Below are 11,906 nucleotides of genomic sequence, written 5' to 3'. Positions count from 1 at the left end.
TGTAGCCGTTCACCTGCAATTTCACTGAGCTTGCAATTGGACATTCGCGCCTTGCACGTCAGAACCCACGTAGGCGGTCGCCTGTCGCGCTGATTTCATAGCAACCTGAGCTCACCGATTCCGATAGGTTGACGAGGGATGGCCAAAGCGTCAGCAGTCGTGCTGCAGTGCGCTCTACTGGCCATTTGGCAACCGATGGTGATGGAAAGAAGCCGATCAAGCCGGAGGCTAAGAATAGCTGTCGAGACGGGCGCTTCTTTGCAATATTGCGATCTCCAGTCAGCACGCACCAGCGTCCTTCCTGTCCGAGAATCTTGATCCAATCTTCGTCGGAGAGGTTACCTCTGCCAAACTTGTCCTTGATGTGGATGACGACATGCTCGTCATCAAAGAACGCGGCAAGCCCTCGGGCGAGGCGTGGAGGTAGGTTGTTATCGACTAAGAGCTTCACGCTGCTTTGCGATTGCCGATGCTGGCCTCGTAGGCAATGGCATCACGGATTACGCGCGGTTTGATCTCGTACACCTTCGCTGCGCGATCCACCGAACCTTCTGCCTCGACAATCTCAACAACTCGGGCAGTGGAGATACCATAATCGGTCAATATCGGTTGGCCGAATGAACGAGCAGGATCTGCTACAATAGTTTTCTTACCATGCAGCAACCACCAGCGCTCTGCACCAGTCGGACCAAAATCCAGATCCTGTAAACTTGGCTCGACTACCCTCTTGAAAACACCTTGGCTCTTGCGCAGATCGATGAATACTGGCTCATCGAGATTGCGGGTGATCTCGAGAAAGATCGTCTTTCCATCGGTCTTGAATTGTTGTGTCGAAAATGGGCGCTCGTCGCCTACAATCTTTCGAGCACGTTCAATACACTTCCTGATCATAGGAAGACCGATACGCTTCTCACGCAGTGCGTTAACAATTCTCGCTTCAATGAGGTCACGAAATCCAAGTAGAACGCCGTCTTCGTCATGCGCATATTGTGGGCGCCAAAGGGCTTCCTCTGAACGACCATCATGTACATAGCCAAGGAGCCATCGCCGCAGCGTGGCAGGGCTCATCCCGACCATGCGGGCAGCCTCTAGGGCGGTGTATGCGCCTATGCCAAATTCAGTGGTCTCCATGTTCGCTGTATAGCCACAGCGTTTGCCGAGCGCCAAGCGCTTTGGTTATAATTGGTTGCTACGCAGCTCGGTGACCGCGTTGCCTCAAGATAACGGCCTCTCGGCGTTCAGGTATGGCAGCTAACAGCTTGTACCCGCCGGTAATCGGACAGTCCCTCACCGGCCATCACCGCTCAACATCTGTCCTATCGCCGCGACCCATGATAAAATCGCCGACCGCTCTTTCTCACCGTCAGCCGCGCAGCCAACGCATCGCGTAATAAAATTTCCAACACCCCTCACAATATATCAAAATCTGCGGGAAATGTGCGAAGTTAAGCGCCGCGCTTCCTACGCCCGCCCTCATCCCAAGCCACGCCGCAACGCCATCTCACCGACCCTCGGCGCATCCGCCACATCGCGCGATGCCCATTCCTCCCCGTCGCGCCGATATTCCACATGGCTCGCCCGGCGGAACGCCGCGCCGTCCCATACGATCACCTGCAACTCCATCTCGTTGTTGCGGCGGACATGCAGCCAGTTGAAGCTTTGCGGCTCGGCATTGCGCAACCGGGTCGAGGTTGCGGTGCCCGCCTGGATCACCAGCGCGCCGCCGCTATGCGCCACCATCTTCTGCGCGGCCTGCGCATAGGTGCGGTGGAAATGGCCGGCGAGCGCCAGATGCACCCCCGCCTCGCACGCCGCCTTCACCGCATCGTCATGCCGACCGACCGCCTCGCTCAACTCCCCGCCCTTGCCGATCGGCATGGCGAAGAGCGGGTGATGGGTGACGAGGATGCGGGTCTTGTCCGGCGGCACCTGCGCAAACCGGTCGCGAAGCATGTCCATCTGGTCATGATTGATCCGCCCATCCTTGATCGTCAACGACCGCGCGGTGTTGAGGCCCAGGATCGCGACCGCCTCATCCTCGTAAAAGGGGCAGAGGTCACGGCTGATATAGCGTTTGTAGCGCGTCAGCGGCCGGGCGAAACGACGCACCACGTCATAGAGCGGCACGTCATGATTGCCGGGAATGACGAGGGTCTTGAGTCCCGCCGAGCGCAACCGGTTCAGCCAGGCCGCCGCCTGCCGGAACTGGTCGACCGTCGCCCGCTGGGTGAAATCGCCGCTGATGACGATCAGGTCCGGGCGGCGTTCTTCCAGCCAGGCGGTGGCGGCGTCCACGATCTTGCGATCATGCGCGCCGAAATGGATATCGGACAGATGGGCGATGCGAGCCATGCCGGAGTAACGATTGCGGGCGATTGAGTTTCCCCAGGACCCGAATCCCCGGACCTAAATTCCTTGTGCGGAGTTATTGCGGCATGGAAACGAAACCCCTCCCCAAGGACGCCATCCTCGTCGTCAACGCCCATAGCCGACGCGGGCAGGACAATTTCACGCAGGCCAGGGAAAAGCTGGCGGCGGCGGGTGTCCGCCTGATCGCCGCCCATGCCGTGGGAGACCCCGAACAGATGGCCGCGACGGTGCGCGATGCGGTGGAAAGCGGCGCGCCGATGGTGATCGTGGGCGGCGGCGACGGCTCCATGTCGGGCACGGTGGACGAGTTCGTGGGCAAGGACTGCGTGTTCGGCGTGCTGCCGCTCGGCACCGCGAACAGCTTCGCCCGGACGTTGGGCCTGCCGCTCGACCTGGACGGCGCGGTGCAGGCGATCGCGACCGGCAAGCGGCGGCGCGTCGACCTGGGCATGATCGACCGCGACTATTTCGTGAACGCCGCTTCCCTCGGCCTCTCCCCCATGATCGGGCAGACGGTGCCGCACAAGCTGAAGCGCTATCTGGGCCGGATCGGCTATCTGATGTGGGCGCTCAAATGCTCGGTCGGTTTCCGCGCCTTCCGCCTGACCATCGACGACGGAACGCGGGAGCGGCGAATGTGGTCGACCGAAGTGCGCATCCTGAACGGCCCCTATCATGGCGGGGTCGAACTGTCCGACCATGCAGATGTCGACACCGGCGAGATCGTGATCCAGGCCGTGGTCGGGCGCAGCAAGCCGCGCCTCGCCTGGGACTGGTATGCCAAATTCGTCAAGCTGCGCGACCGCAACGCCCATACCGAGGAATTTCACGGTAAATCGTTCCGCCTCGACACGAAGCCACGCCAGCGCATCTCGATCGACGGCGAAGTGCTCGCGAAGACCCCCGTTACGGTGAAGATCGCGGCCGGCGCGGTCGAGGTGGCGGTGCCGGGGGAGAGTTGATATCTTACTGTTCGAGCTGAGCGAAGTTTAAGCCCGAACGGAGAGGGGGCGCTGCCTTACAGCCCCTTCTCGTAAATCTGGTAGACCTTGTTCACCTTGCTGTCGATCGCGTCGGCGATGGCGTTCATGCCCTGATTGTCATCCAGCACCCAGCCAATCTCGCCACGGGTCGAGCCATAATTGGCAATGGCAGCGCGGCGGATGGTCTCGATCATCATGAAGGCGAGCTGGCTCGCCATGCGCGAGCTTTGCAGCCGCTGCACCACGCCCATCAGCGGCACCCGCATCGTGCGCGCCTTGGGCTTGCGCAACCAGGACAGCAGCTTGATCCAGCCGAAGGGGAAAAGCGAGCCGTTAAGCGGCGCGACCGCCTCATTAAGGTCGGGCAGCGTCATCATGAACGCGACCGGCTCGCCGTCCAGTTCGGCGATCATGATCAGATCCTCGAACACGATCGGCTTCAGCTTCTTGCCGGTATGCGCGACCTCCTCGTCGGTGATCGGCACAAAGCCCCAGTTGTTGCCCCAGGCGTCGTTCAGAATCGACAGGATGATCGCAGCTTCCTGGTCGAACTTCGACTTATCGACCTTGCGGATGCGGATGCGGCCATTCTTCTCGCCCGACTGGACGATGCGCTGGATCAGCGGCGGAAAATTCTTCGTGATGTCCAGCTCATAGGTCTTGAGCTGCTTGACCGGCGCATAGCCCGCGCCTTCGATCATCGCCTGATAGGCCGGGCTGTTATGGCCCATCATCACCGTCGGCGGATGATCATGCCCGGCGATCAGCAGGCCCGGCTCCTCCCAGATGGAGAGCGAGATCGGCCCCAGCACGCGGGTCATGCCCTTGCCGCGCAGCCATTGCTCGGCGGTCGCGATCAGCGCCTTGGCAGTTTCCGCATCCTCCGCCTCGAACAGGCCGAAATTGCCCGTCCCCGGCCCCATGCCCTGCTCGACCGGCTGCTGGAGCGCGAGACGGTCGATATGGGCGGAAATGCGGCCGACCACCTTGCCGCCCCGGCGAGCGAGGAAATATTGCGCCTCGGCATGGCCGAAAAAGGGGTTCTTCCCCGGCGTCAGCAATTCCTTCACCTCGCCCTTCAGCGGCGGCACCCAGTTGGGATCATTGGCATAGAGCCGCCAGGGCAGATCGATGAAAGCCTTGAGGTCGGTCTTGCCGGAAACAGGGGTAATGACCAGATCGTTTTGCGCCACAGGTGCCGCCTTCGAAGGAAAAATGGAGTGCGGTGCAGTTCGGCGCTTGTTTGCGGAATGTCAATCACGCGCGCATCCGGGCGCGTAACATGGTGAATATGTCATGGTGCTGCCATGATATCAGCGCATTTGGAGGCTAGGACCGGCCGCATGACAGTGCATGATCCCATCCTTGCCGCCGCGCAGCGGGCGCGCGCGGCCATTCCCGATGACACCGCCATGCTGCGAGCAGCGGCGGAGATGTCGCGCGAATATGCGGTTGCCAATCCGCGCATCTACTGGCCCGACTTGCTGGCTTCCACCCTCATCGGCTGGACCGCTCTGGCCGGCGCCATCCTGATCGACACTATGGCGGTCGCGGTCGCCTGCGGCATCGTGGCGATGCTGGCGCTCTATCGCGCGGCGAGCTTCATCCATGAGCTGACCCATATCCGCAAGGGTGCTCTCCCCGGCTTCCGCCTGGGCTGGAACCTGATCGTCGGCGTACCGCTGATGATCCCGTCCTTCATGTATGAAGGCGTCCATACCCAGCATCATGCCCGCACCCGCTACGGTACGGCGGAAGATCCGGAATATCTGCCGCTGGCGCTGATGAAGCCCTGGTCGCTGCCGCTGTTCATCATCGTCGCGTCGCTGGCGCCGATCGGCCTTATCCTGCGCTTCGGCCTGCTGACGCCGCTGTCGCTGCTGATCCCGGCGCTGCGGCGCAAGGTGGTGGCGGAATTTTCGGCGCTGTCGATCAATCCCGCCTATCGTCGCCGCGCGCCCGAAGGCGAGTTCGCCCGTCAATGGGCATGGCAGGAAGCAGGCGCCAGCCTGTTCGCGCTGGCGCTGGTCGGCAGCGTCTTCGCCTTCGGCTGGAAGCCCTTGCTGGTCTATATGGCCGTGCATTCGGCGATGACCGTCATCAACCAGTTACGCACGCTGGTCGCGCATCTTTGGGAGAATGAGGGCGATCCGATGACCGTGACGGCGCAATATCTGGATTCGGTCAATGTGCCGCCGCCCGGCACCCTGCCCGCGCTCTGGGCGCCGGTCGGTCTGCGCTACCATGCGCTGCACCATTTGCTGCCGAGCGTCCCCTATCACGCGCTGGGCAAGGCGCACGTTCGCCTGATGGAAACGCTCGACATGGAATCGCCCTACCGGAAGGGCAATTATAAGGGGATGATGCCGCTGGTCGGCAAGATCGCCCGCAGCACCATGACGGCGCGTTGACGCGAAGATCGGGAGGCCGTGACAGGCCGCCCGATTATTTTTCAGTTGCAGCTTGAAACGGGGAAACGCGCCCCCATATCGGGGGCGTTCCGGTCACTTCTCCCCCCCTCTGAGGATCGGAACGCCCCCTATGAACGCCCTGGCGACGTCCCTTGGTCGCCGGGGCGTTTTTCTTTGAAGTTCATTCCTCGGTGCGGAACAGCACCGTCTCGCCAACCAGCAGGAACAGGAAGAAGGGCGCCCAGGCCGCCAAAACCGGCGGGTAGGCGCCCAGATTGCCCATGGCGAGCGAGAAATTGTCGGCGACGAAATAGGCGAAGCCCAGCGCCATTCCCAGCACCGCGCGCAGGAACAGCTGCCCCGATCGCGCCAAACCGAAGGCCGCGACCGACCCCAGGATCGGCATCAGCAGCGCGGATAGCGGCCCGGACAATTTGTGCCACAGGCTTCCTTCCAGTTCCGCCGTCGGCCGACCGGCATCGTGCAGGTCGGAAATCGCGGCTTCCAGTTCGCTGAAGGTCATTCCATCGGGATCGACCTTGGCCAGGGTGAACTGGTCGGGGCGGATGTCGCGGCCGAAGCGGACCGTCCCCACATCGCGCACCGTGCCGCGCGCCACGTCGAACTGCCGCGCGTCTTCCAGCACCCAGCTCTTGTCGGCCGCGTCATAATGGCCCTTGGGCGCCTGAACGATGGTCGTCAGGCTGTTGTTGACGCGGTTGTAGATCTGCACCTTGCGCAGCTGCACCGCCGTGCCGCGTCCCGCGACGATCGCCGCGTTCACCAGATTATTGCCGTCGCGAACCCAGGGATTGCTCTTCACCCCACTGTCGGGCGGGATCGGGCCATAATCCACCGCTTCCCAGGCGCTGAGCGCCGCGGTCGAGCGGGCGACGATGCGCTCGTTGAAGACGAAGCTGATCGCCGACACGCCCAGCGCCGCCACGACCAGAGGCGCCAATATCTGGTGCGCCGACAGGCCCGCCGCCTTCATCGAGATGATCTCGCTATTCTGGTTGAGCGTCGCCAGCATGACCAGTGTGCCGAGCAGCACGGAGAAAGGCAGGAATCGCGCCACGATCTGCGGCGCGCGCAGGCCGACATAGTGCCACAGTTGCGCATCGCCATTGCCCGGATAGGCGAGGATATCGCCCGAATTGCCCAGCAGATCGAGCGTCTGGAGCACGATGACCAGCAGCATCAGCACCGCGAAGGTGCGGGTCAGGAACAGCCGGATCATGTAGAGGCCGATCTGGCGCGAAGGGAAGAAATCGAGATTCATGGGATCAGGCGGCTCCTTCCGCTTCCGCCGGGACGCGCCGCCGCCCGAAACGCAGCAGGCGCGCGACCTGCTTGCCAAGCTTGGAGAAGGCATATTCGAGCGCGGCGATCGGCTGCCCTCCGGGGCGGTGCGCGATCACATGAAACATCCACAGGACCAAACCCGATGCGAGCAGGAACGGAACCCAGAGCGCGATGATCGGGTCGATCTTGCCCAACGCCCCTACGCTTTCGCCATATTGGTTGATCTTGTGATAGGTGACGATGAAGACGATCGACAGGAACACCCCCAGCGCCGAGGTCGATCGCTTGGGCGGGATGGCGAAGGCCAGCGCCGCCAGCGGCAACAGCAGCATGAACACCACTTCGACCATGCGGAAATGGAAATTGGCGCGCACCTCGTTGCGCAATTTGTCGGGCGTCGCCTGATTCTTGCCGATCACCACGAGTTCGGGTATCGTCTTTTCCCGGTCGACGTCGCGCCCGCGAAACGCCTCGATCTGCGGCAGGTCGATCGGCAGGTCATGGCTGGAGAAGGACAGGATGCGCGGCGTCTTATATTTGGGCGCGTCGTTCACCAGCACGCCGTCGCGCAGGCGGAAGATGATCGTGTCGGGATCGTCGGTGGCCAGGAACCGGCCCTGCGCCGCCGTCACCGCGACCGACTGCCCATCGCGACTGACCGCGCGCACGAAGATGCCCTGAAGATTGCGGCCTTCATCCATACTGCGTTCGATCCGCAGCGTCATCCGCTTGCCCAGATTGGTGAACTCGCCGACCTTGATCGACGCGCCCAGCGCGCCCGATCGCAGTTCGAAGCGCAGCGCCTCATAGGCGTGGCGCGAGAGCGGCTGGACGAAACCGACGATGCCGAAATTGATCAGCGCCAGCGCGATCGCGTACATATAGGGCACGCGCAGCAGCCGGCCGTAGGACAGGCCGACCGCGCGCATCACGTCCAGCTCCGACGATGTCGCCAGCTTGCGGAAGGCAAGCAATATGCCCAGCATCAGCCCGATCGGGATGCCGAGCGAGAGATATTCGGGCAGCATGTTGGCGAGCATCCGCCACACAACGCTGACCGGTCCGCCCTCCGCCGCAACGAAGTCGAAGAGGCTCAACATCTTGTCGAGCACCAGCAGCATCGCAGCGATCACGAGCGTGCCGAGCATCGGCACAGCGATCAGGCGAGCGAGATAACGGTCGGTGGCGGTCAGCATTCTCTAAGTCGTCGTCCCATCACCATGTTTTGGCCGCAAACCCATCTCATATGCGAGTCAGGTAGAATTGCGGGGCGAACAGGGGCTCGCCGTCCGGTCCATCCGGACGGCTATAGCTTCCAGGAGTCTGATGGTCATGTTGAAAGTTGCACTGGGTCTGATGTCGGTAACTGCGCTGGTCGCGGGTGTCCCGGCGCTGGCCCATGGGCAGGAAATCGCCAATGAAATGGAGCGTTGCAGCGCCGGGGCCAAGGGTCCGGTGGTGCTGGTCGATGTGCGCGGCTTCGTCGCCGCAACCGGCAAGGTGCGCATCCAGTCCTATCCGGGCACCAAGGACGCCTGGCTGGCAAAGGGCGAATGGCTCAATCGAATCGACGTTGCGGTCAAGCCAGCCAATGGCGCGATGCGCTTCTGCGTGCCGGTGCCCCAGCCGGGCAAATATGGCATCGCCGTGCGGCACGACCGCGACGGCAATGGCAAGACCGACATTTCGCGCGATGGCGGCGGCTTTTCCAACAATCCGTCGATCAGCATCTTCAACCTGGGCAAGCCGGGTGTGGACAAGGCCGCCTTCTATGCCGGCCCCGGCGTGACGAAAATCACGATCAACCTCAAATATATGTGATCCAAAACCATGGTCTGCGTCGCGCTATTGTCCAACCCCAAGTCCACGGGCAACCGGCAGACGCTTCCGCGCGTGCGCAGCTATTGCGCCAGCAATCCGGACATCTTCCATTATGAAGTGGAGCATGTCGACCAGATCGGCCGGGCGTTCCAGACCATCGCCCGCGTCGATCCGACCGTCATCGTCATCAATGGCGGCGACGGCACGGTGCAGGCGTCGCTGACCGAACTCTATCAGGGCGAGCATTTCAAGGGTCGCGTGCCGCCGATCGCGGTGCTGCCCAACGGCAAGACCAACCTGATCGCGCTCGACCTGGGCATCCATGGCGATCCGATCAAGGCGCTGGAGCGTATCGTCCAGATCGCCAAGTCGGGCGTCGGCGACCATGTCGTGGCGCGCGAACTGATCGCCCTGTCCGACGGGCAGGCCGAGACGCGGCCGGTGCTGGGCATGTTCCTCGGCGGCGCGGGGCTGGCCGACTACATGCTTTATTGCCGCAACCAGATCTATCCGCTGGGTCTGTCCAATGGCCTGAGCCATGTCATTACTGCGCTGGCGGTGATCGTGTCGCTGCTGTTCGGCATCCGCGCCCGCTTCCTGCCGCCGTCAAGCAAGCCGGTCAGCATCTCGCTGATCCGCGAGGGTCAGCTAGCTGGGCGTTTCTCGGTACTGATCGTCACCACGCTGGAACGGCTGCTGCTGGGCGTGGATCCGGGCGACAGCCGGCGCGGTAACATGAAGCTGATGGCGGTGGAACAGAGTCTGCCAGCGCTGCTGCGGTTGCTGTGGGGCAGCCTCTTCAAGCGTGTCGGCAAGCACAAGATGCAGGGCATCCACCTGGAACAGGGCGACGTCATCCGCATTGAGGGCGACCATAGCAGCGTCATCCTGGACGGCGAACTGTTCGAGGCGTCGGAAGGCAAGCCGATCGTGCTGCGCTCGACCGAGCCAGTGCCGTTCCTGCGGCTGGCGGCGTAAGCTAAGGGCAAGGCGGAACGGGCCGGATCGGCGCAACTGCTGATTGGGGTGGGTTGACGATCATCTACGATTGTCCGTCATCCCAGCGAAAGCTGGGATCTCTCTTTTCTTTCAAGCGCATCGCCAGAAGAAGTGAGATGCCAGCTTTCGCTAGCATGACAGAAAGTCGCCGTTTCCGACCCTTCCCAATTCCCGCTCAAGCTGAGAAGGCCGGCGCCGCCAAGCCGCGGGCGTGGTCGCGGATACCCGACGGCCAGTCTTCCGACAGCGAAATATACAATGTCTCGTCCTTTGCGTAGAGCGCCCGGATCGCGGCTTCATAGCCGGGGCGGTCGCCCGCCATGGCGGTGACGAAATGATAGGCCGCATCCATCGCCGCGCGCGGGCTGGGCGCGCCGCTGCTTTCCTTGCGCGCCGCTTCCACGAGGCGTCGGAGCGTCGCCGATGCACCGCCGGGTTGCGCCGCCAGCCAGTCCCAGTGGCGCGGCAGCAACGTCACCTCGCGCGGCTGGACGCCCAGTTTCGGCCGTCCCCTGCCCCGCGACGCCTCCGCCGCCGGGCCGCGCAGATCGATGTCCATCTGCCTCCCCGTGCTGTCGTCGAACAGCAGGATATTCTGCGCAACGTCGCCGACGGCGCGCAGGGCTTCCCGCATCTCATCCTCATCGCCGGTGGCGATCCACAGGTCGCCTGCAAAAGCCGTGAATGTCCGTTCCATGCCGAATCTCCTTCGGCACGGTTATTATTACCCGGATATTATTCAGTCAATATTATCCGGGTAATAATCAGACGTCGCGCAGCTCCACCCAGGTCGGCGCATGGTCGCTCGCCTTTTCCCGGCCGCGAAACGCCTTGTCCACCTGCGCATCGATCAGCCGGTCGGCGGCGGCAGGACTGAGGAGAAGATGGTCGATGCGGAAACCGGCGTCGCGCGGCCAGCTGTTCGCCTGATAGTCCCAAAAGGTCCACACGCCCCCGGCTGGATGGCGGCTGAGGATCGCGTCGGTCCAGCCATCGCCCAGCAGCCGGCGATAGGCGGCGCGGCTTTCGGGCTGCATCAGCGCATCGTCCTGCATCGCCTTGACCGAGAAGGTATCCACGTCGCGCGGGATGACATTATAGTCGCCCGCCAGGATCGCGGGCACTTCCTCCGCCCAGATTTCGGCGGCACGGGTCCGCAGCCGCTTCATCCAGCGCAGCTTGTAATCGAATTTGGGGCCGGGCTGCGGATTGCCGTTGGGCAGGTAGATGCTGGCGACGCGCACGCCCTTCACGTCGGCTTCGAGATAGCGGCTATGCTCGTCCTCCGGCTCGCCCTCCAGCCCGCGGCGCACCTCTACCGGGGTTTCGCCGCGGGCGAGGATGGCGACGCCGTTGAATCCCTTCTGCCCGTGCCAGATTACGCCATAGCCGGCGGCCTCGATATCCTTGACCGGGAAAGTCTCGTCGCTGGTCTTGATTTCCTGAAGACAGGCGATGTCGGGGCGCGTTTCGTCCAGCCATTCCAGCAGGCGCGGCAGACGCGCCTTGATGCCGTTGATGTTGAAGGTGGCGATGCGCATCCGACTTCCTTATCCAAACAGTTCGGGCTGCCAACGCCCTGCCTGCTCTTTAAAGAAGTAATGGCCTTCGACAAGCTCAGGCCGAACGGAGGTAGGAAAAGGGCGGTGGGAATCAGACCGAAAAACTAGTGCCGCAGCCGCATCCGGCAGTGGCGTTGGGGTTCGTCACCTTGAACGCCTGCCCGCCCAGATCGGACACGAAGTCCACGGCCGAGCCCCGCACCAGGTCGATGCTGACATCGTCCACCACCAGGGTGACGCCGTCGCGCTCGACCGACAGATCCGCCGCCTCGATCCCTTCGGCCAGGCCGAAGCGATATTGGAAACCGGAACAGCCGCCGCCTTCGACCGACAGCCGAAGGATGGCGGGCTTGCCCTGCTTGGCGGCGATCGCCGCGACACGGGCGGCGGCGGAGGGGGTGAGGTCAATGTCGGCCATGATGCGCCTTAGATAGGGTCAAGCAAAAGGCCCGGCA

General features: G+C 62.8%; 13 protein-coding genes. 4 read left to right on the top strand and 9 right to left on the bottom strand.

The window, feature by feature from the left end; translation table 11 throughout:
- Positions 1–58: 58 nt before the first annotated feature.
- The 3 genes from DM806_RS03880 to DM806_RS03870 form a co-directional block, all read right to left on the bottom strand.
- The gene (locus DM806_RS03880) at positions 59–451 is read right to left on the bottom strand and encodes a hypothetical protein (RefSeq protein ID WP_179041920.1); all 393 of its coding nucleotides are present in this window, start codon (positions 449–451) and stop codon (positions 59–61) included.
- Complete coding sequence (locus DM806_RS03875) at positions 448–1,131, bottom strand: DUF433 domain-containing protein (RefSeq protein ID WP_179041919.1); 684 nt, start codon at positions 1,129–1,131, stop codon at positions 448–450. Before DM806_RS03875 ends, DM806_RS03880 begins: the two co-directional genes overlap by 4 nt.
- Positions 1,132–1,473: 342 nt before the next feature.
- On the bottom strand, positions 1,474–2,352 hold the full coding sequence (locus DM806_RS03870) for a metallophosphoesterase family protein (protein ID WP_179041918.1): 879 nt from the start codon (positions 2,350–2,352) through the stop codon (positions 1,474–1,476).
- Positions 2,353–2,435: 83 nt separating this feature from the next.
- Here DM806_RS03870 and DM806_RS03865 point away from each other — a divergent pair, with 83 nt between their 5' ends.
- A complete protein-coding gene (locus DM806_RS03865) occupies positions 2,436–3,332 on the top strand; it encodes a diacylglycerol/lipid kinase family protein (RefSeq protein WP_179041917.1) in 897 nt (298 codons plus the stop codon).
- A gap of 56 nt (positions 3,333–3,388) precedes the next feature.
- Here DM806_RS03865 and DM806_RS03860 read toward each other — a convergent pair whose 3' ends face one another.
- A complete protein-coding gene (locus DM806_RS03860) occupies positions 3,389–4,546 on the bottom strand; it encodes an N-acetyltransferase (RefSeq protein WP_179041916.1) in 1,158 nt (385 codons plus the stop codon).
- 150 nt (positions 4,547–4,696) lie between these two features.
- On the opposite strand from DM806_RS03860, the gene DM806_RS03855 reads away from it, so the two are divergent.
- Positions 4,697–5,764, top strand: coding sequence for a fatty acid desaturase family protein (locus tag DM806_RS03855; RefSeq protein WP_179041915.1), 1,068 nt, complete (start codon positions 4,697–4,699; stop codon positions 5,762–5,764).
- A 181-nt stretch (positions 5,765–5,945) separates the two neighbouring features.
- Here the strand turns inward: DM806_RS03855 and lptG are convergent, their stop codons facing one another.
- Positions 5,946–7,046: an LPS export ABC transporter permease LptG gene (gene lptG / locus DM806_RS03850; protein WP_179041914.1), complete on the bottom strand. Its 1,101-nt coding sequence runs from the start codon at positions 7,044–7,046 to the stop codon at positions 5,946–5,948.
- Positions 7,047–7,050: 4 nt separating this feature from the next.
- A complete protein-coding gene (gene lptF, locus DM806_RS03845) occupies positions 7,051–8,265 on the bottom strand; it encodes an LPS export ABC transporter permease LptF (RefSeq protein ID WP_179041913.1) in 1,215 nt (404 codons plus the stop codon).
- A 130-nt stretch (positions 8,266–8,395) separates the two neighbouring features.
- On the opposite strand from lptF, the gene DM806_RS03840 reads away from it, so the two are divergent.
- Positions 8,396–8,890 carry a DUF2141 domain-containing protein gene (locus DM806_RS03840; RefSeq protein WP_179041912.1) on the top strand — a complete coding sequence of 165 codons (495 nt, stop codon included), beginning with the start codon at positions 8,396–8,398 and terminating at the stop codon, positions 8,888–8,890.
- 9 nt (positions 8,891–8,899) lie between these two features.
- The gene (locus DM806_RS03835) at positions 8,900–9,868 is read left to right on the top strand and encodes a diacylglycerol/lipid kinase family protein (protein ID WP_179041911.1); all 969 of its coding nucleotides are present in this window, start codon (positions 8,900–8,902) and stop codon (positions 9,866–9,868) included.
- 196 nt (positions 9,869–10,064) lie between these two features.
- On the opposite strand, the gene DM806_RS03830 is transcribed toward DM806_RS03835, so the two are convergent.
- From DM806_RS03830 to DM806_RS03820, 3 genes are all read right to left on the bottom strand, one after another.
- Positions 10,065–10,586 (bottom strand): DUF2239 family protein, encoded by a 522-nt coding sequence (locus tag DM806_RS03830; protein ID WP_179041910.1) that lies wholly within the window; start codon positions 10,584–10,586, stop codon positions 10,065–10,067.
- 67 nt (positions 10,587–10,653) lie between these two features.
- A complete protein-coding gene (gene xth / locus DM806_RS03825; RefSeq protein WP_179041909.1) occupies positions 10,654–11,430 on the bottom strand; it encodes an exodeoxyribonuclease III in 777 nt (258 codons plus the stop codon).
- A 112-nt stretch (positions 11,431–11,542) separates the two neighbouring features.
- Entirely contained in the window at positions 11,543–11,869 is a 327-nt protein-coding gene (locus tag DM806_RS03820) for a HesB/IscA family protein (RefSeq protein WP_179041908.1), read from the bottom strand.
- Positions 11,870–11,906 lie beyond the last annotated feature (37 nt).

Source organism: Sphingobium lactosutens, assembly GCF_013393185.1.
GTDB lineage: Bacteria > Pseudomonadota > Alphaproteobacteria > Sphingomonadales > Sphingomonadaceae > Sphingobium > Sphingobium lactosutens_A.
Note: the sequence above shows the minus strand (reverse complement) of the source record. Positions and strands in the feature narration are given on the sequence as shown.